Below are 20,894 nucleotides of genomic sequence, written 5' to 3'. Positions count from 1 at the left end.
GTCTTGCCGTGGTCAACGTGACCAATGGTCCCGACGTTGCAGTGCGGCTTGTTGCGCTCGAATTTAGCCTTAGCCATCGTCTCTTACTCCGGTCTCGAATAGCGTCGAATTTAACCAGCCAGCTTCGCGCGGATTTCATCCGACACGTTCTGGGGCACATCCGAATAGTGGTCGAAATGCATGCTGTACTGGGCACGTCCCTGGGACATGGAGCGCAGCGTGTTCACATAGCCGAACATGTTGGCCAGCGGCACCATGGCGGTGATGACGCGGGCATTGCCGCGCTGGTCCATGTCGTTGACCTGGCCACGACGGCTGTTCAGGTCGCCGATCACGTCGCCGAGATAGTCCTCGGGGGTGACCACTTCCACCTTCATCATCGGCTCGAGCAGCTTCGGACCCGCCTTGGCGATACCTTCACGGAAGGCGGCGCGCGAGGCGATTTCGAAGGCCAGCACCGAGGAGTCGACGTCGTGATAGGCGCCGTCCACCAGGGTGGCCTTGAAGTCGATCATGGGGAAGCCCGCGATCACGCCATTGTCCATGGCCGAGCGGATGCCCTTGTCGACGCCGGGAACGTATTCCTTGGGAACCGAACCGCCGACCACCTTGTTCTCGAAGACGAAGCCGCTTCCGGTCTCGCCGGGCTCGAACTTGATCTTGACGCGGGCGAACTGGCCCGAGCCGCCGGTCTGCTTCTTGTGGGTGTAGTCGCACTCGTAGACCTTGGAGATGGTCTCGCGATACGCCACCTGCGGCGCGCCCACATTGGCCTCGACCTTGAACTCGCGCTTCATGCGGTCGACGATGATTTCGAGATGGAGTTCACCCATTCCCTTGATCACGGTCTGGCCGGATTCGGCATCGGAGGTCACGCGGAAGGACGGATCCTCGGCGGCCAGGCGAGCCAGCGCGATGCCCATCTTTTCCTGGTCGGCCTTGGACTTGGGCTCGACGGCCACTTCGATCACCGGCTCGGGGAATTCCATGCGCTCCAGAACCACCAGCGAGCTGGGGGTGGGATCGCACAGGGTGTCACCGGTGGTGGTGTCCTTGAGGCCAGCGAAGGCGACGATGTCACCGGCGCGCGCTTCCTTGATTTCTTCCCGCGAATTGGCGTGCATCAGCAGCATGCGGCCGACGCGCTCGCGCTTGTCCTTCACGGTGTTCTGGATGTAGCTGCCCGATTCCACCACGCCGGAATAGATGCGCACGAAGGTGAGCGAGCCGACGAAGGGATCGTTCATGATCTTGAAGGCCAGACCGGCGAAGGGCTCGTCGTCGGTGGCATGCTTGGCGATCTCGTCCTCGGTGCCGTACTTGATGCCCTTGATGGCCGGGATGTCCAGCGGGCACGGCAGGAAGTCGATCACCGCGTCGAGCAGGGGCTGCACGCCCTTGTTCTTGAAGGCGGAACCGCACAGGACCGGCACGAAGGTCATGGAGATGGTGCCCTTGCGGATACACTTCTTCAGAGTCTCTTCGTCGGGCTCGTTGCCTTCCAGATAGGCTTCCATGGCGTCGTCGTCCATTTCGACGGCCATTTCGATGAGCTGCTTGCGGTACTCGGCCGCCTTCTCCACCAGATCGGCGGGGATGGGACGATCCTCGAACTCGGCGCCCAGGCTCTCGTCCTTCCAGATCACGGCGGTATTGCGCACCAGATCCACCAGACCGGCATAGTTGCTTTCCTCGCCGATGGGCAGGTGCACCACCAGCGGACGGGCGCCCAGGCGGTCAACGATCATATCGACGCAGCGATAGAAGTTGGCGCCGATGCGGTCCATCTTGTTGACGAAGCAAATGCGCGGCACGCCGTACTTGTCGGCCTGGCGCCACACCGTCTCGGACTGGGGCTCGACGCCCGCCACCGAATCGAACACGGTCACCGCGCCGTCGAGCACGCGGAGCGAACGCTCCACCTCGATGGTGAAGTCCACGTGGCCGGGGGTGTCGATGATGTTGACGCGGTGATCGCGCCAGAACGCGGTGGTCGCGGCGGAAGTGATGGTGATGCCGCGCTCCTGCTCCTGCTCCATCCAGTCCATGGTGGCGGTGCCTTCGTGCACTTCGCCGATCTTGTAGGACTTGCCGGTGTAGTAAAGGATGCGTTCGGTGGTCGTGGTCTTACCGGCATCGATGTGGGCCATGATGCCGATATTGCGATACCGTTCGAGAGGCGTCGTGCGGGCCATTGTGTGTCTACTCGGAGCTCGAGGTTACCAGCGATAGTGCGAGAAGGCCTTGTTGGCCTCCGCCATGCGATGCGTGTCTTCACGCTTCTTCACGGCGGCACCGCGGTTGTTGGCGGCATCCAGCAGTTCGCCGGACAGGCGGTCGATCATGGTGGTCTCGGACCGCTTGCGCGAGTAGTCGATCAGCCAACGGATCGCCAGGGCCTGGCGACGGTCGGTGCGGACTTCGACCGGAACCTGATAGGTGGCGCCGCCGACGCGGCGGGAACGGACTTCCAGGGCCGGCTTGACGTTGTCCAGGGCCTCGTGGAAGACCTTCAGCGGGTCCTGGCCGGTCTTGGCCTGGATCTTGTCCAGGGCGCCATAGACGATGGCCTCGGCGGCGGACTTCTTGCCATCCAGCATCAGGCAGTTCATGAACTTGGCGACGACAAAATCACCGAACTTGGCGTCGGGAGTGATCTCGCGCTTCTCGGCAGCGTGACGACGGGACATCTGTATCTACTCCTTACTTCGGACGCTTCGCGCCATACTTCGAACGGCGCTGACGGCGATCCTTGACGCCCTGGGTGTCCAGAGTGCCGCGAATGATGTGGTAGCGAACGCCCGGCAAATCCTTCACACGACCGCCGCGGATCATCACCACCGAGTGTTCCTGAAGGTTGTGGCCTTCGCCCGGAATGTAGCTGGTCACTTCGAAGCCATTGGTCAGGCGCACACGGGCGACCTTACGAAGGGCCGAGTTCGGCTTCTTCGGCGTCGTGGTGTAGACGCGGGTGCACACGCCGCGCTTCTGCGGGCAGGCCTCCATGGCGGGGACCTTGTTGCGCGCCGCCACGGGCTGGCGCGGCTTACGGATCAATTGATTGATCGTGGGCATTCAGTCACTTTCCCTTCACACGAATCGACGCAACCAAGAAAAAACCGCCGGCGGCTTTTCCACCGGGGTTTTATTCGGGTTCCGGTCGCCGACCCGTTCGGCGTTGAAATTATTGTCTCTCCCCCAAAAGAAACCCAGAATTCGGCCATGGCCGTACACCGGTCTCCCGGGAGAGGCGGCATCCTATTTATCCAGCCCCCCCCCGTCAAGTGAAAGAGTCGCCGAAAAGCCCCCCCGGCGGAACACCGCGCGGATCGAGTCGATTCTTGGTAACCTTTTGCTGCTATAGTGGCTCCAGGTCGCAGTCCGAGGCATCCCATGCAGAGCCCCACCACCGATGTGATCCGTACCGAAACCCCCGAACCGCGCCAAGGCGGTCATGTGGTTTCCGGCATCCGCGAGGCCGCCGACACCACCGGCGTGTCATTCAATTACCTGCTGGCCCAGGCCACCCAGGAAAGCGGCCTCGATCCCCAGGCCCGCAACAAGCGGTCTTCCGCCGCCGGGCTGTTCCAGTTCACCACGCCGACCTGGCTGGACATGATCAAGCGCCACGGCGCCGAGCATGGGCTGGATGCCGAGGCCGCCGCCATTGTCAAAGGCGAGGACGGGAAACTGGATGTGAAGGACAAGGCCCTGAAGAAGGCCATCCTGGACCTACGCAAGGATCCCAAGCTGTCCTCGATCATGGCCGCCGAGTTCGCCAAGGATAACGCCAAGGTGCTGGAACGTCGGCTGGGCCGCGCCGCCACCGCTTCCGACCTCTATCTCGCCCACTTCCTGGGCGCGGGCGGCGCCGCCCGCGTCATCGAGGGCATGGAGGACAATCCACGGCATTCCGCCCGCTCGCTGCTGCCCGACGCCGCCCGGGCCAATCCCGATGTCTTCGGAAAAGCCGGGACCGTGGCGGGGCTGTACAAGACGGTGCAGGCCCGCTTCAAGACCGCATTGGGCGACGACCACGCCGATGCGGGCAAGCCCGCCCTGCTGGCCAGCGCCGGAGCCTTGCCGCCGCGCCCGCTTCCCCGCCCCGATCGCGATTCCGTGGCCGAAACCGCCCCCAGCCTGGCCGCCGCCAAGGCTCCGCCGAGCAATGCCACCACCGAGGCGGTGGCCGCCGTGGTCGCCCATGTGGCGCCGATGAGCGCGGCCGAGGCCTTCGCCAGCGCGGTGGAACCGGAAAGCCCGTTCTTCCCCGCCCGCATTCCCCCCGCCCCCGGGCTGGCGGGGAAGGGTGCCACTCCGGTCTCGGACAGTCTCAGCCTGCGCTGGCCGCTGCCGCCCGCCGGAACCGCCAAGGACGTTTGATCAGCGGAAATATTCCTCCGCCGCGATGGCGAAGTTGAGGCCGTCGGCATCGCGCAGGTGGAAGGTGGTGATTCCCACCAGATTGCCCGCCGCGTCGAACAGGCCGCCCCCCGATGATCCCGCCGAGATGGGAGCCGTGGTCTGGACATAGCGGACGCCCTTGATGGCGCGCAGGCCGGAAACCAATCCCTGGCCCAGGGTCGCCTCCAGCCCCTTGGGGGCACCGATGGAATAGACGGTTTCCCCCACCCTCAGATCTTCCCAGGCTCTGACGCCGGGCACCGCCGACAGGCGCCCCGGCGAGACGGTCAGCAGGCAGCGGTCGGTCTGACCGTCGCCGCCCGCCGGAGTCGCCCTGATCATCTGATTGCCCTTGCGCAGCCAGATCACCGCCATTTCCTCGATGACATGGCAATTGGTCAGCAGGGTCCGTTCGTCCATGGCCACCGCCGAGCCGAAGCGGACCCGGTTGGCCTTGACGTCCTCCTCGGTGCGGGCGGCCACCACCACATGGACCGAACGGCCAACGGTGGCGAACACCTCCTCGGCGCCCACCTGCCCCCGGCCGGGAGCGCGGCGCAGCGCGGCCGGAAGCGGTTGCCAGGCCGGCAGGCGCGGCGCGGTTACGCTCGTGGCTCCCTGACCGGCGGGGGCGACCCCCAGGGCCGCCGGGACTTCCACCGGTCCCTGCCGCTCGGGAAGGCGGCCGGGACGCCAGGACGCCGCCGAAGCGTCCACCTTCTGCCGCAGGTCGGCGGGCAAGGCCTTACCCGATTCCTGCCGGAAGAAATAGGACTCGGTCGAACAATCACCGTAATGAAAACGGTTTTCGAACAGGGGATGGCCCTCCGCCCGCCCCTGGGCGCGGGCGCTGGCCGCGGCCACATTGGCCCAGTAATAGGCCTGGGCCGGATTTTTCTCCAGCCAGCCGCCCCGGTCATGGCCATGGGCGAGCCGCAGTTGGGCCAGACAATTCCCTTCGGCCGCCAGGGCGGTATAAAGCTCGGCGGCCTCGCCCTTGTTCTCATTTTCCAGCAGCAGGGCCCGGGTCAGCCGCGCCCAGGGCGCCCCCTCGGCCGCCGCCCGGTCCAGATAGCCACGGGCCCTGGCAACATCCTTGTCCACCCCGCGACCATACCAATAGGCATCGAACAGGCGCCGCAAGGCCACGCTGCTGCCGCCCTGGGCTGCCTGGTCCCACCATCCGGCGGCGGCCAGCGGATCATAAAGCCGGGTCGAAATGTCGGCCATGGCGTCGCCAAGCAACAGTGCCGCCACCGCATCGCCGGATTTGGCGGCGACGGAACATTCTGCGAGATCGGAGGAGGTCGACGGACGCACCGAGCATGCGGCTTGGGCGGACAAGCCCGGCCACAGCGCCAGCAGCGCCGCCAACACCAACATCCGCCGCGAGCCCATGGCTTCTCCCCTGATGCTCTGACCGTGTCGATGCAAAATGCGGAATTCACCTTTGCCGCATAGTAACGCGGCAACCATCTCAGGTCTTCACCCTATATCAGCATCCGGGGCGGAATCCACCTTCCCGATGCGGCTTTGAGTCCACCCTTATTTCCCGCGAACGGAAACCAGGAACTGTTCGGCCTCGTGGCTGAGTTCCTCCACCACCCTGGCCAGATTCTTCGCACTCCAGATCACCCGGATGGTTCCGGCGCAACTCATGGCCGAGGCCTTGGACAGGTCGGTGACGCTGCGCGACACCTCACCCGCCTGATGGGCGACTTCGTCGATATTGGAGGCGATGTCGTGGGTGGTGCTCTCCTGGTGCTGCACCGCCGTGGCGATGGCGCTGGAGATGCTATCGATGGTGCGGATGATCTCCACCACGCCTTGGATGCTGGCGGTCATCTCGCGGGTCGAGCCCTGCACCGCCGCCACCTGGACCGAGATTTCCTCGGTGGCCTTGGCGGTCTGGTTGGCCAGGTTCTTGACCTCGTTGGCCACCACGGCGAAGCCCTTGCCCGCCTCGCCGGCCCGGGCGGCCTCGATGGTGGCGTTGAGCGCCAGCAGATTGGTCTGGGCGGCGATGTCGTTGATCAACTGCACCACATTGCCGATGGCCTGGACCGCCTGCGACAGGCCGGTCATCTGGCTGGCGGTGGTATTGACGTCGCTGACCGCCTGCTGGGCGATCCGGCTGGATTCACCCACCTGCTGGGCGATCTCATTGATGGACAGGGCCAGTTTGCGCGTGGCCTCGGACACGGCGGCCGCGCGCTCGGTGGTGATTTCCGCCGCCTCGCCCACTTCCAGCGACCGGCCGCCGCTCTTTTCCGAGCGATTGGCCATGGAGTGCGCGGTGCCCCGGATACCGGAGGTCGAGGCCTCCACCTCGGCCACCTTGGCCTTGACGGTGCCTTCGAAACTGTCTGCCATCTGGCGCATGGCCAGATCGCGGTCGTGGGCAGCGCGGATGCGATCCTCCTCCTGGCTGGCACGGAGGCGGTCGGCGTCCAGCATGTGCTCCTTGAACACCTGAACGGTGCGGGCCATGTCGCCGACCTCGTCATTGCGCTCGATCGCCTCGATCTCCACCGAGGTATCACCGTCGGCCAGCTTGGCCATCAGGGTGGTCATGCGGCCGATGGGGCGGGTGATCACCCGGGTCAGAATGGAGCGGATGCCGAAGACGGACAGGACCGTCGCTCCCAGGCCGAAGCCGATCAGCGCCATCAGCACCTTGTTCAGCTCGGCCTTTTCCTCGGCATTGGACAGCGACGACGACAGCACGGCGATGACATCGCCATCCTGCATGCCCATACCGCCGTGACAGGCATAACAGACCTCGTCCTTGGCGCCGTCGGTGACGCCGAGCACGATGGGCATGGCATAGCGATAGTATCCCCCGACCATGCGCCCCACCGGCTTGCCGCTGACCAGGGCCTCCTGGTCGATGTCATCCTGGGCGCTCTTGGGCTGGCGCTCGGGCTCGGCCTCCTTCATATGGGCGGCGACCTTGGGCCCCCACACGCTCCAGACCTTGCCCGCGTAATGGATGTTACGGCTGTCGAACCACTTGTTGAACACCTTGATGCCGATATTGTCGGCATCCTCGGGACGGGTGGCCATGACATTGAGGATCAGGGCGTGCAGCGAGGTCATCTCGTTGACGCTGAGCTCGTGAAGCTTGCGCTCCAGGGCCTGCTCCTCGAAGCGGGCAATGAACACGACAATAAGGGTCGCCATGACGATAACGCCAAGCCCGACCGCGATCATGAACCGCTGCCGCAAACGCAGGCTTTGCCAAACCGCCCTGGACATGCTCGCTCGCTCCAGTTTCGTCGGAAATCAGCGCTGGATTTCGAAGGTCTTGTGAGCCTCGGTCAGTTGCAGCATCCGCAGCACATTGTCGCGCGGATTGGCCAGGACCACCGTGGACCCCGCCTCGCTCATGTCCTCGCGCGCGATGTAGAGAAGGCCCAAGCCGACCGAATCGATATGGCTGAGCGCGGTCATGTCGAAGATCACCTTCTTGTTCTTGAAGGCACCCAACTGGCTCAGCAGCGCCTGGAAGTCCTCATTGGCCGCGAAGTTCAACTGCCCTTCCAGCGAGACATGGACAGTGGCGCCATCATCCTTGACGCGAAATTGCATAATCCACCTCCTTCACCATTCCACCCTGGCGCGTGCACGCACAGCGCCATATATCGCCATCATTTCGCAAATGTCATCACAAGTGTTCGTCCGCCGTCCTCGGTCAGCAAGGACGAGCAGATCCGGTTGATCAGGCCGAGCCCGCGGCCCCGCTTGGCATCGCAATCCACGGTTCGGCTAAGCTGCTCGGCCAGGTCGAAGCCGCGCCCCTGATCCGAAACCAGCACGGAAATGTAGCCGTTGCCCCGGGGAACCACATTGATTTCGATCCGGCGGCAGGCCAGGACCGGATCAGCCAAACGTTCCTGCATCACCTGCCGGAACAGCTGGAAGCCCTTGGAGTTGATCCGCAGATGGGCGGGAACATCCAGGTTGCCGTGCATCACGGCATTGCTGATAGCCTCGCCCAGGCAGATATCGACGAAATCGGCCGCTTCGCCCGCCGCCAGCAGCGGATTGGTCCGGATGGCCTGGCTGACCAGTTCGAGGGTGCTCAGCGCATAGACCGAACTGGTCTTCAGCGACAAGGCCAGACCGCCCGCGCGAGCCGTCTCGAAACAGCGAAGCCCCACCCCCAGCAATCCCTCGACACCCAATTCGATGAACCCGCCATAAGGCGAAGCCAAACCGGCGCGCACATTGGCCTCGTCGGCGTTGCCCATCAGCAGGAGATCACCGTCCACCCCTTCGGGAATACTCGCCAACCGCAATCCAAGGGCGGCGCATTGCGCCCCCACATCCTCCGTGCCCCCCCCCTGACAGACAAGGGTGAGGGGCCGCTGTGGACTGCAAATGGAGACGGCATCCAATCCGGATGAGGTCCGAGCAACCATGGTCAGCCTCCAAGCCGCCGGATGCAGACCGCGGTCAGGTCGTCCTCCAAGGGCGTCCGGACCCGTTCGTACAAACCGTCGATCAGATGTTCAACCCGAAGCCCGCCATCAGCGCCCAGGATATCGCGCATCAGACGCCCTAACCCTTCTTCGCCAAAAGTCTTTTCATCGCCCACCGGCGCATCGGTAATGGCGTCGCTGTACATGAGCAAGCTGGCGCCCGGCGGAAATTCCTCGCGATGCTCGGAATATTCCGGCGTGCGGCTGAGCCCGAGGGGAACGCCGCTGGCGTCCAGGAAACGGAAATCGCCCCCCGTCAGCAGCACGGGGGCCGGTGCTCCGGCCGAGGCCCACTCGATCTCGCCCCGCTCGGTATCCACCGTGCAGATAAACATGGTGGCGAATTGGCCGCGACCCAAAAGGCCGCGCAGCGCCATCCCCAGGATCTTCAGCAGAAAGCCCGGCTTCAGCCTGGGATCCCAGTGGTCGCTGATCAGGGCATGCAGCCGGAAGACGTTCAGGGCGGCACCGATTCCATGGCCGCTGAAGTCGAAACTGTAGAAGCTCATGCGGTTGTCGCCGCAATCCATACACCCCCACAGATCGCCGCCAATCCCGGAAGACGGTTCGAAAAAGGCCTCGACCTCGATGCCCATTTCCTCCAGCCGGGGATCGACGCGCTCGGGGCGCGGCAGCAGATCGAACTGCATCCGCCGGGCGGCCTCCACCTCCTCCACCAGATGGCGCTGCTGATCCGCGATGCGCTCGATCAGGGCCTGGCGCTCCAACTGGCTGGCCATGCGGGAAATGGCATAGCGAATGGCGCGTCCCACCGTCTTTTCGGGATCATCGCTCTTGATCAGATAGTCCTGGGCGCCGACCTCCAGCGCATAGGTGGCGAAACGCGGATCGTCCATGCCGGTCATGATGATCAGCGGCGTCTTGGGCGCCGCCTCCTGCATGCGCGACACCGTGGAAATCCCCGAAGAATCCGGCAGGCTGAGATCCAGCAGCACCACATCCACCTCGGCACCACTGGCGATATGGGCGATGGCGGCCGCCAGGGTGGTGACATGGGCGACCAGGAACAGCGGCGCGGAGGACATCCGCAACGCGAATTCCACCAGCTTGGCGTCGCCGGGCTCGTCTTCCACCAGCAGCACCTGCAGCCGGTCCTTGTTGGGACGCCAAACCGTCAACTGGGGGACGAAGGAGGACTGGCGAAGAATCTGGTCCACACCCCAGCCGACGGATCGACTCGGCAATTTGACCAGACGCCCCCCCACCTTTGGCGCCAAGGTGCCCGCCAAATCATTCATTTCGCCATCCCCGTCAGACCCCGAAAGCGTATAATCCCTTCGTCATACATCTAATCCTAACGCATAGGCATGACAAAGGTCCATTCCATGCATCAACCGATCGTAAATGACTGACGAACACAGATGAATTCAGTCTCGTCCCGACCCCGGCTGGTCAAGTTGCGAACCGTCGGTCAGATGCAGATCACGCTCGTTGACCAGGCAGCCGACAGCGGCAACCCGACGCCCCCCCAGCGGCTCCACCACCGACTGCACCATGCAGGCCTGTGAGCAGACCTCGGCGCAGACCAGCGAACGATTCTGCCATTGCTCGGAGGCCGCCAGGTCCACATAGCCCTTCATGGCCGTGATCTCCGCCGCAGAATAGCGCCCTCCCAGGGTCTGCGCGTAATCGGCGCGCATGCGATCGGGCGTGATATCGGAACAGCCACAATTCGCCACCAGTCCGACAAAGCGCCCCATTCGGACGAAATGGGCGGGCTGGTCCGGCGGCGGCAAGGCACAACCCGCAAGCAGCAGAAGACAGGCGGCAAGGACAGCTTTCATGATCACCGTCTTTTTGATCTTGTCCAATGATCATATCCCCGTTCGCCTCGTCCGGCAAAGTCCGTTGCGCAGTCTCACCCCTGGGATTAAGGCGTGAAATCCGCACACGGCAGGACTATACTTTCGCACCCGGTTTCGTAGCCGCGACGCAAGACGCGGGCGGGAGTGGGGTGCCGCGGGGCGAGGAGCCTTTCGGGTAATCTCAGCGATCCGGTGTGTCCTCTTTCATGATCCTCAGCAAGCCCATCCTGTCGACCATCGGCCTTGGCCTTGTCGCCGTCGTGAGCATCGTGACGCTATCCCTTCCCGATCTTCCGCTTCATGCCATCGGCGCCATGGCGCTGGTGATGCTGGCCCTCCTTTACCTGACGGCGCGCTCGCTGTCCGGGGCCTTCAAGGCGCTGCGTCAGATGGAGGAGGAGCGCGATTCCCTGAAGGCCCGCCTCGCCACCCTCGAGGAAAGCGAGTCCCGGTATCGGGAACTGTCGGAAACCATCGCCGACTGGTACTGGGAGACGGATTCCGAGCAGCGTTTCACCTGGATTTCCGACGAATTCGAAACCACCATCGGCATCCCTCCCACCAACCTGCTGGGCAAGCGCCGCTGGGACGTGGCCAGCGAGCGAATGGAGATCGATTCCGAGCAGTGGCAGGCCCATATCGCCGATCTCACCGCCCATCGCCCGTTCCGCGACTTCAAATACTGGCTGGAGGATGGCGGCCGGCGGCCGCGCTGGGTCAAGGTCAATGGCATCCCTCGCTTCCATCCCGATGGCAGTTTCGCGGGCTATCGCGGGACCGGCACCGATATCACCGCCGCGGTGGAAACCGCCCATCGCATGCACATGCTGAACCGGGCGGTGGAACAAAGCCCCGTCTCCATCGTCATCACCGACCTGTCGGCCAAGATTCAGTATGTGAACAGCGAGTTCATCAAGATCACCGGCTATGACGCCGACGAAGTCATGGGCCGCAATCCACGCATCCTGAAATCCGACAAGACCCCGCCCGAGACCTACGCCGCCATGTGGGCGGCGCTGAGCGCCGGGGAAAAATGGGAAGGGGAGTTGATCAACCGGCGCAAGACTGGCGAACTCTATTGGGAACTGGCCTCGATTCAGCCGATCCAGAATGTGGAAGGCGAAATCACCAACTTCCTCGCCATCAAGACCGACATCACCCAGCAGAAACTGAACGAAGCCCGTCTCGCCGACCTGGTCGAGGAACTGCACCGCTCCAACCAGGAGCTTGAACAGTTCGCCTATGTGGCGTCGCACGACCTGCGCCAGCCGCTACGCATGATCAGCGGCTATCTCGGCATGCTGTTCAAGACCCTGCAGCCCAGCCTCAACGACGACACCCGCACCTTCTTCGGTTTCGCCATCGATGGCGCCAAGCGGTTGGATCGCATGATCATCGACCTGCTGGAGTATTCCCGCATCGGCCGCCAGAACGATCCATTGGAACCCATCGACCTCAACCAGGTCCTGCAGGACGCCACCCGACATCTGGAAGTGGCCATTGCCGAGCAACAAGGTGACGTGGTGGTGGCCGCCCACCTGCCCACCGTGTCCGGCGATCGCTCCGAACTGGTGCGGCTGTTCCAGAACCTCATTGGCAACGCCATCAAGTATTGCGCCCCCGACCGGCCGCCCCGGGTCAAGGTCTCCTGCGCCGACACTGGCGCCGAATGGGTCATGAGCGTGACCGACAACGGCATCGGCATCGCCGAGGGCGACCTGCAGCGGGTCTTCGGCGTCTTCCAGCGTCTGGTCACCCGCGAACAGTACGAAGGCACCGGCATCGGCCTAGCGGTCTGCCGCAAGATCGCCGAGCATCATGGCGGCCGCATCTGGGTGGAGTCGGTCCCCGACCAGGGCAGCACCTTCCTGGTGGCCTTTCCCAAGGGCGGTCCGGTTCACCAGGCCGACAAAAGCGGCATCAACGCTCACATCTAGACGCGGTACCCAGGTACCGCAACAATAAGTCTTTGAATTTAAATGATTTAATTGGCATTGACAGAATATCCCCCTGTGGCATACTCCGCGCCCTCGACGCCGGGGATTCGCTCCGGCATCGCCAACTGGTTTTGCCGTGGGTGCCATGAAGACCTATAACGCCAAACCGTCCGAAGTTGAAAAGAAGTGGGTTGTGATCGACGCGGACGGCGTCGTGCTCGGCCGCCTCGCCAGCATCGTCTCGATGCGGCTGCGCGGTAAGCATCTTCCCACCTACACCCCGCATGTGGACATGGGCGACAACGTCATCGTCGTCAATGCCGAGAAGGTCAAGCTGACCGGCAACAAGCTCGCCGACAAGCGCTTCTACTGGCATACCGGCCATCCCGGCGGCATCAAGGACCGGACCATGGGTCAGCTGCTGTCCGGCCGCTTCCCCGAGCGGGTCATCGAAAAGGCCGTCGAGCGCATGATCACCCGTGGTCCGCTCGGCCGTCAGCAGATGAAGAACCTGCGCGTCTATGCCGGCCCCGCCCATCCGCACGAGGCTCAGGCGCCTGCCGCGCTGGATGTCGGCGCGCTGAACCCGAAGAATAAGAGGTAGTCCCATGGCCGATCTCTCCAGCTTGGCCGATCTGAAGGCCGCGACCCCGGCCCAGGCCCAGCCTGTCCACGTCCGCAAGGTCGATGCCCAGGGCCGCGCCTATGCCACCGGCAAGCGTAAGAACGCCGTCGCCCGCGTCTGGGTGAAGCCCGGTTCCGGCAAGATCATCGTCAACGGCCGCGAACTGCCGGTGTATTTCGCCCGGCCGGTGCTGCGCATGATCATCAACCAGCCGTTCCAGACCGCCCGGGTCGAGGGTCAGTTCGATGTGAACTGCACCGTCACCGGTGGTGGCCTGTCCGGTCAGGCCGGCGCCCTGCGCCACGGCATCAGCCGCGCCCTGACCTTCTTCGACCCGGCCCTGCGTCCGGCGTTGAAGGCTGGCGGCTTCCTGACCCGCGACCCCCGCGTGGTCGAGCGCAAGAAGTACGGCAAGCACAAGGCTCGCCGCTCCACCCAGTTCTCGAAGCGCTGATCGCGCTTCGTCCCCTGGTGGACAAGAAACAAGGGCCTGGAGGAAACTCCAGGCCCTTCGTCTTTGGGACATCGGAAAAGAGACGGTCAGTAGCCGACCTGATGCCCGTGCGAAAAACGGAAATAGGGGCACTCGCCGGTCTTGGTTTCCTGCTCATCCAGCCGCGCCGATGAATGGCTACAGCGGTCGTGGAGGAAATAGCGGCAGGCGCCGCAGCGAAGCTGGACGTTGCGCGGTTCCGTCAGCGCGATACGGGTGGCAAGCATAGTGGTCGGTCCTCTCCCTCTCCGGGGCTTGATCTAGGACAATTCCCCCGGCTCCGCAATACAGAGAACCCCTGAAACGGGCATAAATACTGGTTTTGATACCAATGAACCGCGCATATGCCAAAGCTTGGGCAAGGCGGTTCCATCGCGCCGAGGACCGTGTTACCAGTGGAGCATCATCATCCGCCGGAGAGGGATATGGGCATCGTCTACGTCGCCAGAAGCAAGGGGCTCCAGGCCTGGGGGGCCGATGTCGGGCTGGGCAAGAACACGCTCTACAAGATCGGCTATGCCGAGGACGCCGACCCGGCATCGATCCTGGCCGCCGGCCTGGCCGGTTTCTCCGACTGGGAACTGATCAAGGCCCAGGAGGTGGAGGATACCACCGAGCAGGCGCTGCTGGACCGCCTCGCCCGCAAGGAAAAGCTGGTTGACCCCAATTACTACCCGAAGATCAAGGGCGCCAGGGGCCTAGTTAAGATCGACCTGATGAAGGTGGAAAATTCCATGCGCATCCGCATCGCGCTGGAAACCAACCAGGAGCCCAAGACCTTGAAGGTCAAGCCCGCCGATATCGCCCAGTACCTGATTTCCAACGCCCTGGGGTGACAGGAAGAAGGGGCGGGACGGTCCGTCAATGGCCACCGTCGCCGCCGCAATGGCAAGGCCGAGTGTAAGTGCTATAGATTTACATCATCGTCATGGCCGGGCCTAACCCGGCCACCCACGTCTTTCCGTCTGGCGCGATACCGCCCGAATCACGTGGATGCCCGGAACAAGTCCGGGCACGACGCCTTCCATATTTATCGCGAACGCCCCCTACCCCACCAGTTCCGGTTCCGGAGTCTTGGTGGGCTTGGGCGGGGCGGAGATGCAGTCGAAGGCCAGCTTCTTGCTGGCCTCGTCCACCTTGACCCGCACGATACCGCCCTTGGCCAGCTTGCCGAACAGCAGTTCCTCGGCCAGGGGCTTCTTGATGTATTCCTGAATCACCCGGGCCAGTGGCCGGGCACCAAAAGCCTTGTCATACCCCTTGGTCGCCAGCCAGGCGCGCGCCTCGTCGGTGAGCTCGATGACCACGTCGCGGTCGCCCAGCTGGGTCTCCAGCTGCATGATGAACTTGTCCACCACCTGCGACACGATGTCCGGCGTCAGATTGGCGAAGCCGATGATGGAATCCAGCCGGTTGCGGAATTCCGGGGTGAACATGCGGTTGATGGCCTCGGTGTCGTCGCCTTCGCGGGAGTCCCGCTCGAAGCCGATGGTGGGCTTGGCCAGATCGGAGGCCCCGGCATTGGTGGTCATAATCAGGATGACGTTCCGGAAATCCACATTCTTGCCGTTGTGGTCGGTCAGCTTGCCGTGATCCATGACCTGCAACAGGATGTTGAACAGGTCGGGATGGGCCTTTTCGATCTCGTCGAGCAGCAGGACGCAATGGGGATGCTGGTCGATGGCGTCGGTCAGCAACCCGCCCTGGTCGAAGCCGACATAGCCGGGCGGGGCGCCGATCAGGCGCGAGACCGAATGCCGCTCCATGTATTCCGACATGTCGAAGCGAGTCAGCTCGATGCCCATGATCTTGGCCAACTGGCGCGCCACTTCGGTCTTGCCGACGCCGGTGGGGCCGGAGAACAGGTAGCAGCCGATGGGCTTTTCCGGTTCGCGCAAACCGGCACGGGCCAGCTTGATGGCCGAGGCCAGGGCGTCGATGGCCTTGTCCTGGCCGAACACCAGGGTTTTGAGGTCGCGGTCCAGGGTCTTGAGCGCGGCCATGTCGTCGGTCGAGACGCTTTTCGGGGGAATGCGGGCGATCTTGGCCACCACATCCTCGATATCCTTTACCGTCACGGTCTTGCGGCGCTTGGATTCCGGCAGCAGCATGCGGGACGCGCCCACTTCGTCGATGACGTCGATGGCCTTGTCGGGCAGCTTGCGGTCGTTGATGTATTTGGCCGAAAGCTCCACCGCCGCCTTGATGGCGTCGGGGGTGTAGCGGACCTTGTGGTGGCTCTCGTAATAGCTCTTGATGCCGTTCAGGATTTTGATGGTGTCGGGGATGCTGGGTTCGTTGACGTCGATCTTCTGGAAGCGCCGAACCAGGGCGCGATCCTTCTCGAAGTGATTGCGGAATTCCTTGTAGGTGGTCGAGCCGATGCAGCGCAGCGACCCCGCCGCCAGTGACGGCTTGAGCAGGTTGGACGCGTCCATGGAGCCGCCCGAGGTGGCCCCCGCACCGATTACCGTATGAATTTCATCGATGAACATGATGGCGCCGTCATAGTTCTCCAGCTCGGTCACCACCGCCTTCAGGCGTTCCTCGAAATCGCCGCGATAGCGGGTGCCCGCCAGCAGCGAGCCCATATCCAGCGCGAAGATGGTGGCGTCCTTCAGCACGTCGGGCACCTCGCCCTTGACGATGCGCAGCGCCAGGCCCTCGGCGATGGCGGTCTTGCCGACGCCGGGGTCGCCCACATAGAGCGGGTTGTTCTTGGAGCGGCGGCACAGGATCTGGATGGTGCGGTCGATCTCCTCGTCGCGGCCGATCAGCGGGTCGATCTTGCCCTGGGTCGCCTTCTTGTTGAGGTTGACGCAATAGGCGGTCAGGGCCTCCTGCCCCTTCTTCACCACCTTCTCGCCGCCAGAGTCCTCATCGGCGCCGTGCACTGTGCGGCTCTGGCCGCGTCCCGGCGCCTTGGCGACGCCATGGCTGATATAGTTGACGGCGTCGAGCCGGGTCATGTCCTGCATCTGCAGGAAATAGACGGCGTGGCTTTCCCGTTCCGAGAACAGCGCCACCACCACATTGGCGCCGGTCACTTCCTCGCGGCCCGATGACTGGACATGGATGGCGGCCCGCTGCACCACCCGCTGGAACCCGGCGGTGGGCTTGGGCTCGGTGGCCCGCGGGCTGACCAGATCCACCAGACTGGTGTCGATGAATTCGGTCAGGTCGCGCTTCAGCTTGTCGATATCGACGTTGCAGGCCCGCAGCACCGCGACCGCGTCCTGGTCCTCGGTCAGCGATAGCAGCAGGTGTTCAAGGGTGGCGTATTCGTGCCGCCGATCAGTGGCGTAGGACAAGGCACGGTGCAGGCTCTGCTCCAGGTTGCGCGACAGCATGGACCGCTCCTTTCTGGGTCATTCCTTCTCGATCGTACACTGCAGCGGATGTTGGTTCTGACGCGCCAGGTCCATGACCTGGGTCACCTTGGTCTCCGCTACCTCGTATGTGTAGACGCCGCAAATTCCCACGCCACGGGTATGAACGTGCAGCATGATGCGGGTCGCCTCTTCCCGGTTCTTGTTGAAGAACCGTTCCAGGACGTGAATGACGAATTCCATGGGGGTGTAGTCGTCATTCAGCATCAAAACCTTGTACATGGCCGGCTTCTTGGTCTTCGGCCGGGTCTTGATGACCACGCCCGTCTGATTGCCGTCGTCATGTCGCTTGTCGTTGCCGTCGTCGCTCATGGCCTCGCGTGCTCAGGAATTGTCCTCGTCACACCCTAATCATATTGGGTGTTTCAGGCCAAGGAAAAGGGGGGCTCTTGCATGGAACCATTCTAAACCGGCATTGCTGGCCGGGCTTGAAAAGCGAAACGGCCCGCCGGGGCATCCCCCGACGGGCCGTCCTGCAGACTGCGAAGGATCGCCGATCAGGCGGCCGACTTCACCAGCTTGTCCACGGCGACCTTGACCCGCTCGCCGATGGGGGCCAGGGCCTCTTCCACCAGCTTCAGCGACTGTTCCGACAGCTTGGTGGCCTCGGCGACGGCCTTGTCCACGTTGGACTTGGCGATGCCGGTCTGGACGTCGATCAATTCCTGCAGGGTCTTGACGCCCAGCAGGGCCTTGGAGGCGGCGACGTTTTCCTCGATGGCGGACTGGGTCAGGGCGATGAACGCCTTGGAGATGTCCTGGAGGCCCTTGCCGAAGATGTTGGAGGCCTTGACCACCGCTTCGACATTGTCCTTGCCGAGCGCGATGAAGTCCTCGTAGCCCTTGTAGGCGACGGACTGGGCCTTCACGGCGGCCTCGACCTGCTCCTTGGACAGGGAGACGGCCTTGTCGTAACCCTTTGCGGCGGCATCGGCCGAAGCCTTCACCACGGTGTCCAGGGTTTCCTTGCCAGCGGCGACGGCGGCGTCAACCTGTTCCTTGCCCAGGGCAATGGCCTTGTCGTAGCTCTTGGAAGCAACGTCGGTCGAGGCCTTCACCACGCTCTCGATGGTTTCCTTGCCGACGGCGACGGCGGCTTCCACATGTTCCTTGGACAGGGCCACGGCCTTGTCGTAGCCCTTGGCGGCCTTGTCGAAGCCCTTGGCGGCGGCGGTGGACGACGCCTTGACCACGGTCTCGATGGTTTCCTTGCCGACGCTGACCGCTTCCTCGATGCTCTTGACCGCTTCGGCCTGGGCGGCGACGACGGGAGCAATGGCGGTGGGGGCCTTGGTGGCCTTGGGGGCCGGGGCGGGGGCCTTGACGGCGGGAGTGGCGGCGGCGGTGGCCGGCTTGGCCTTCTGGGTGGTCATGGTCAGGTGGCTCCTGGGCTTTGGGGTGATGCAGCGATCCCGACCGGGATCATGCCGCAATGCAACATGACCTCAATATGCTCCACTGGCACGAGCAGAGTCAATGCCGTTTTTTGCGCTGCAACATAAGCATCATTTTCCCAAGACCGGGGCATCCACCCGAAGGGTGAATTCCATCACCGCACCACGCCTTTTGTCGTATTCGTACATCACGTCCATGGGGATGGCGGCAGGCGGACGAACGGTGTCGCGCCCCGGGTCCTGGGCGAACAAGGCGGCGGGAAAGCGGGCGGCGTCGAACTCGACCGATGGATAGGCCCAGCCGGTAAAGGTGAACCGGCCCTGGTAGCAACTGGCCGACGCCCAGTAATACGAGCGTGACGGCAGTTCCAGCCCGACCGCCGGGGGGCCGAAGGCCTTGGCCTCGGCCAGGGCCCTGACCAACCCGTCGCGCGCCGTCCGGTCGAGAGGCACCGAGGCCTCGGCCGCACGCCACGCCGCCAGGGGATCTCCCAGGGTCATGTCGCGCAGATTGCCGCCGCCAACCACCCGAATCCGCAACGACTCACGGATGGAATCCCACTCATAGACCCTGACCTGCTCGCCCCAGATGGCGTTGTAGACCAGGCGGAATCGATCGGGAGCCGAAGCATCGCAGGTCTGGGCGATATCCTCGCCCTTGACGAACGACGCCCAATGGAACTTCCGGTGAAACGGATCGCCGATGTCGCCGCCCTTGTACGAACACCCCGCCAGCGCGGCAAGCGCCGCAAACAGAATCGCCATTCGTGAATGATACACCATCATGAGTCCTTAGGGTTGCAATCCCGAGACTGAATCCTTGCCCACCCCGTGGAGAATTTCATTGCCTGGGGGGTGGAATCGACCTTGTAGCAGGCCAAAATGGCCGAAATTTGGCTGCTCCAAGGCTGGACACCGATTCGTAATTTCTTTAGGATTCCCCGGCTAGCATAATCCTGATCCGCAGCTGAACGGAAGGTCGAGACGTTGCACCTGAATCGAACCGGATTCATCAAAGCCCTTCGCCTCGCCCTGATCGGCACCACGATCGGTCTGGCCACTCTGCTGGGCTCAACCAATCCGGCCGAGGCCGGCCGCTACGCCTCCATCGTCATCGACGCCGACAATGGCGCCGTCCTTCATGCCGCCAGTCCCGATGCCCGGAGCTATCCGGCGTCGCTGACCAAGGTCATGACTCTGTTCTTGCTGTTCGACGAAATGGACAAGGGCCGCTTCCGGCTTGATTCCATGCTGCCGGTTTCGGCCCATGCGGCGGCGCAGGCCCCGTCCAAGCTGGCCCTGGACCCCGGCGACCGCATTTCCGTGCGTGACGCCGTCCTGGCGCTGGTCACCAAGTCGGCCAACGACGTCGCCGTGGTGGTGGCCGAGGCGGTGGGCGGCTCCGAAGCCAATTTCGCCCAGATGATGACCCGCAAGGCCCGGGCGCTGGGCATGCGCTCCACCACCTATCGCAATGCCTCGGGCCTGCCCGATACCGGCCAGGTTTCCACCGTGCGCGACCAGGCCCTGCTGGCCCGGGCGTTGATCGAACATCATCCCGGCTACTACAGGTATTTCTCGACCCGGCAGTTCGTCTACGAGGGTCAGCCCATCAACACCCATAACCGCCTGATGCTGAACTATCCCGGCGCCGATGGCATCAAGACCGGCTATATCCACGCCTCGGGCTTCAATCTGATCGCCTCGGCCAAGCGCGGTGACAAGCGCATCATCGGCGTGGTGTTCGGCGGCACGACCGGCGCGTCGCGCGACAAGCACATGGCGCAGTTGCTGGACAAGGGCTTCGCCCGGGTCAAGAAGGGCGAGACCGTGGAAATGGCCGAGGCCGAAGCCTCGGATGACCTGCCCAATATCGACGAACTGGTCGCCGCCGCCCAAGTCGCCAAGGCCAAGGCGCCGAACAAGGTCACCAAGGCCAAGCCCCAGAAGGTCGCCATGCGCGGCGCCGCCAAGCCCGCCGCCAATAATGACGACGATGACGATGACGAGGCGGTGGGCGATGCCGACCCGCCGACCTGGTCCATCCAGGTGGGAGCCTTCAACGAGTACCGCCCCGCCCATAAGGCCGCCACCGATGCCGCCAAGAAGTTGGGCGGTCTGGTGGCCAAGGGCTCCATCGACATCGACAAGACCGGCGCCAAGAAGAAGCTGGTCTATCGCGCCCGCATTTCCGGCTTCAACGAGGACCAGGCCCGCGCCGCCTGCAAGCGGCTGGAACGGGCGGGCAAGGCCTGCAAGCTGGTCAATCCCAACAGTTGAGTTAGGGCGGCGAGCCCCATATGTGAGTTTCTCATGGGGCTCGACGCTCTAATGGCGGCCGG

General features: G+C 63.6%; 20 protein-coding genes. 6 read left to right on the top strand and 14 right to left on the bottom strand.

Going from position 1 to position 20,894, the window contains the following annotated elements:
• Positions 1–110: 110 nt before the first annotated feature.
• Genes fusA through rpsL form a run of 3 tightly spaced genes read right to left on the bottom strand, consistent with a single transcriptional unit; the run spans position 111 to position 3,075 of the window.
• Positions 111–2,195 carry an elongation factor G gene (fusA, locus tag A6A04_RS08185; protein WP_068491739.1) on the bottom strand — a complete coding sequence of 695 codons (2,085 nt, stop codon included), beginning with the start codon at positions 2,193–2,195 and terminating at the stop codon, positions 111–113.
• A 24-nt stretch (positions 2,196–2,219) separates the two neighbouring features.
• A complete protein-coding gene (gene rpsG / locus A6A04_RS08180; protein WP_068491738.1) occupies positions 2,220–2,690 on the bottom strand; it encodes a 30S ribosomal protein S7 in 471 nt (156 codons plus the stop codon).
• Between the two features lie 13 nt (positions 2,691–2,703).
• Complete coding sequence (gene rpsL, locus A6A04_RS08175; protein ID WP_008620996.1) at positions 2,704–3,075, bottom strand: 30S ribosomal protein S12; 372 nt, start codon at positions 3,073–3,075, stop codon at positions 2,704–2,706.
• 318 nt (positions 3,076–3,393) lie between these two features.
• Between rpsL and A6A04_RS08170 the strand changes: the two genes are divergently transcribed.
• Positions 3,394–4,383, top strand: coding sequence for a transglycosylase SLT domain-containing protein (locus A6A04_RS08170; protein ID WP_068491737.1), 990 nt, complete (start codon positions 3,394–3,396; stop codon positions 4,381–4,383).
• On the opposite strand, the gene A6A04_RS08165 is transcribed toward A6A04_RS08170, so the two are convergent.
• The 6 genes from A6A04_RS08165 to A6A04_RS08140 form a co-directional block, all read right to left on the bottom strand.
• Positions 4,384–5,802, bottom strand: a complete 1,419-nt coding sequence (locus tag A6A04_RS08165; protein WP_245651126.1) for a tetratricopeptide repeat-containing serine protease family protein — start codon at positions 5,800–5,802, stop codon at positions 4,384–4,386. It abuts the gene before it with no gap.
• A gap of 147 nt (positions 5,803–5,949) precedes the next feature.
• The gene (locus A6A04_RS08160) at positions 5,950–7,662 is read right to left on the bottom strand and encodes a methyl-accepting chemotaxis protein (RefSeq protein WP_068491735.1); all 1,713 of its coding nucleotides are present in this window, start codon (positions 7,660–7,662) and stop codon (positions 5,950–5,952) included.
• A 27-nt stretch (positions 7,663–7,689) separates the two neighbouring features.
• Positions 7,690–7,995, bottom strand: coding sequence for an STAS domain-containing protein (locus tag A6A04_RS08155; RefSeq protein ID WP_068491733.1), 306 nt, complete (start codon positions 7,993–7,995; stop codon positions 7,690–7,692).
• Positions 7,996–8,054: 59 nt separating this feature from the next.
• Complete coding sequence (locus A6A04_RS08150) at positions 8,055–8,699, bottom strand: ATP-binding protein (protein ID WP_172822746.1); 645 nt, start codon at positions 8,697–8,699, stop codon at positions 8,055–8,057.
• 131 nt (positions 8,700–8,830) lie between these two features.
• The gene (locus A6A04_RS08145) at positions 8,831–10,147 is read right to left on the bottom strand and encodes a PP2C family protein-serine/threonine phosphatase (protein WP_068491729.1); all 1,317 of its coding nucleotides are present in this window, start codon (positions 10,145–10,147) and stop codon (positions 8,831–8,833) included.
• 129 nt (positions 10,148–10,276) lie between these two features.
• A complete protein-coding gene (locus A6A04_RS08140) occupies positions 10,277–10,720 on the bottom strand; it encodes a hypothetical protein (protein WP_068491727.1) in 444 nt (147 codons plus the stop codon).
• Positions 10,721–10,920: 200 nt separating this feature from the next.
• Between A6A04_RS08140 and A6A04_RS08135 the strand changes: the two genes are divergently transcribed.
• The 3 genes from A6A04_RS08135 to rpsI all read left to right on the top strand — a co-directional run bounded on the left by A6A04_RS08135 (position 10,921) and on the right by rpsI (position 13,730).
• On the top strand, positions 10,921–12,651 hold the full coding sequence (locus A6A04_RS08135; RefSeq protein WP_068491760.1) for a sensor histidine kinase: 1,731 nt from the start codon (positions 10,921–10,923) through the stop codon (positions 12,649–12,651).
• Positions 12,652–12,796: 145 nt separating this feature from the next.
• Positions 12,797–13,255 (top strand): 50S ribosomal protein L13, encoded by a 459-nt coding sequence (gene rplM / locus A6A04_RS08130; protein ID WP_068491725.1) that lies wholly within the window; start codon positions 12,797–12,799, stop codon positions 13,253–13,255.
• A 4-nt stretch (positions 13,256–13,259) separates the two neighbouring features.
• The gene (rpsI, locus tag A6A04_RS08125; protein WP_068491723.1) at positions 13,260–13,730 is read left to right on the top strand and encodes a 30S ribosomal protein S9; all 471 of its coding nucleotides are present in this window, start codon (positions 13,260–13,262) and stop codon (positions 13,728–13,730) included.
• A gap of 86 nt (positions 13,731–13,816) precedes the next feature.
• Here the strand turns inward: rpsI and A6A04_RS08120 are convergent, their stop codons facing one another.
• Positions 13,817–13,996: a Rieske (2Fe-2S) protein gene (locus A6A04_RS08120; RefSeq protein ID WP_068491722.1), complete on the bottom strand. Its 180-nt coding sequence runs from the start codon at positions 13,994–13,996 to the stop codon at positions 13,817–13,819.
• Between the two features lie 198 nt (positions 13,997–14,194).
• On the opposite strand from A6A04_RS08120, the gene A6A04_RS08115 reads away from it, so the two are divergent.
• Positions 14,195–14,605 (top strand): hypothetical protein, encoded by a 411-nt coding sequence (locus tag A6A04_RS08115; RefSeq protein WP_068491720.1) that lies wholly within the window; start codon positions 14,195–14,197, stop codon positions 14,603–14,605.
• Positions 14,606–14,815: 210 nt separating this feature from the next.
• Here A6A04_RS08115 and clpA read toward each other — a convergent pair whose 3' ends face one another.
• The 4 genes from clpA to A6A04_RS08095 form a co-directional block, all read right to left on the bottom strand.
• Positions 14,816–17,119, bottom strand: coding sequence for an ATP-dependent Clp protease ATP-binding subunit ClpA (gene clpA, locus A6A04_RS08110; protein WP_068491718.1), 2,304 nt, complete (start codon positions 17,117–17,119; stop codon positions 14,816–14,818).
• An 18-nt stretch (positions 17,120–17,137) separates the two neighbouring features.
• A complete protein-coding gene (gene clpS / locus A6A04_RS08105; RefSeq protein WP_068491716.1) occupies positions 17,138–17,470 on the bottom strand; it encodes an ATP-dependent Clp protease adapter ClpS in 333 nt (110 codons plus the stop codon).
• 185 nt (positions 17,471–17,655) lie between these two features.
• Entirely contained in the window at positions 17,656–18,531 is an 876-nt protein-coding gene (gene phaP / locus A6A04_RS23405; RefSeq protein WP_082914794.1) for a phasin family protein, read from the bottom strand.
• A 132-nt stretch (positions 18,532–18,663) separates the two neighbouring features.
• The gene (locus A6A04_RS08095; RefSeq protein WP_245651125.1) at positions 18,664–19,317 is read right to left on the bottom strand and encodes a hypothetical protein; all 654 of its coding nucleotides are present in this window, start codon (positions 19,315–19,317) and stop codon (positions 18,664–18,666) included.
• Positions 19,318–19,539: 222 nt separating this feature from the next.
• Between A6A04_RS08095 and A6A04_RS08090 the strand changes: the two genes are divergently transcribed.
• Positions 19,540–20,832 (top strand): D-alanyl-D-alanine carboxypeptidase, encoded by a 1,293-nt coding sequence (locus A6A04_RS08090; protein ID WP_068491714.1) that lies wholly within the window; start codon positions 19,540–19,542, stop codon positions 20,830–20,832.
• Positions 20,833–20,894: the final 62 nt, after the last annotated feature.

This window comes from Paramagnetospirillum marisnigri, assembly GCF_001650715.1.
GTDB classification, from domain to species: Bacteria; Pseudomonadota; Alphaproteobacteria; order Rhodospirillales; family Magnetospirillaceae; genus Phaeospirillum; species Phaeospirillum marisnigri.
The sequence above is the reverse complement of the archived record's forward strand: the minus strand, read 5'-3'. Positions and strand labels throughout refer to the sequence as shown.

Bases quoted from the DNA above. Each gene is read 5' to 3' on its own strand.
- rplM (WP_068491725.1), top strand. From the start codon at position 12,797: ATGAAGACCTATAACGCCAAACCGTCCGAAGTTGAAAAGAAGTGGGTT.
- rpsG (WP_068491738.1), bottom strand. From the start codon at position 2,690: ATGTCCCGTCGTCACGCTGCCGAGAAGCGCGAGATCACTCCCGACGCC.
- rpsL (WP_008620996.1), bottom strand. From the start codon at position 3,075: ATGCCCACGATCAATCAATTGATCCGTAAGCCGCGCCAGCCCGTGGCG.
- clpS (WP_068491716.1), bottom strand. From the start codon at position 17,470: ATGAGCGACGACGGCAACGACAAGCGACATGACGACGGCAATCAGACG.
- A6A04_RS08145 (WP_068491729.1), bottom strand. From the start codon at position 10,147: ATGAATGATTTGGCGGGCACCTTGGCGCCAAAGGTGGGGGGGCGTCTG.
- phaP (WP_082914794.1), bottom strand. From the start codon at position 18,531: ATGACCACCCAGAAGGCCAAGCCGGCCACCGCCGCCGCCACTCCCGCC.
- rpsI (WP_068491723.1), top strand. From the start codon at position 13,260: ATGGCCGATCTCTCCAGCTTGGCCGATCTGAAGGCCGCGACCCCGGCC.
- A6A04_RS08135 (WP_068491760.1), top strand. From the start codon at position 10,921: ATGATCCTCAGCAAGCCCATCCTGTCGACCATCGGCCTTGGCCTTGTC.
- A6A04_RS08170 (WP_068491737.1), top strand. From the start codon at position 3,394: ATGCAGAGCCCCACCACCGATGTGATCCGTACCGAAACCCCCGAACCG.
- A6A04_RS08095 (WP_245651125.1), bottom strand. From the start codon at position 19,317: ATGGCGATTCTGTTTGCGGCGCTTGCCGCGCTGGCGGGGTGTTCGTAC.
- A6A04_RS08120 (WP_068491722.1), bottom strand. From the start codon at position 13,996: ATGCTTGCCACCCGTATCGCGCTGACGGAACCGCGCAACGTCCAGCTT.
- A6A04_RS08165 (WP_245651126.1), bottom strand. From the start codon at position 5,802: ATGGGCTCGCGGCGGATGTTGGTGTTGGCGGCGCTGCTGGCGCTGTGG.
- A6A04_RS08155 (WP_068491733.1), bottom strand. From the start codon at position 7,995: ATGCAATTTCGCGTCAAGGATGATGGCGCCACTGTCCATGTCTCGCTG.
- clpA (WP_068491718.1), bottom strand. From the start codon at position 17,119: ATGCTGTCGCGCAACCTGGAGCAGAGCCTGCACCGTGCCTTGTCCTAC.
- A6A04_RS08115 (WP_068491720.1), top strand. From the start codon at position 14,195: ATGGGCATCGTCTACGTCGCCAGAAGCAAGGGGCTCCAGGCCTGGGGG.
- fusA (WP_068491739.1), bottom strand. From the start codon at position 2,195: ATGGCCCGCACGACGCCTCTCGAACGGTATCGCAATATCGGCATCATG.
- A6A04_RS08160 (WP_068491735.1), bottom strand. From the start codon at position 7,662: ATGTCCAGGGCGGTTTGGCAAAGCCTGCGTTTGCGGCAGCGGTTCATG.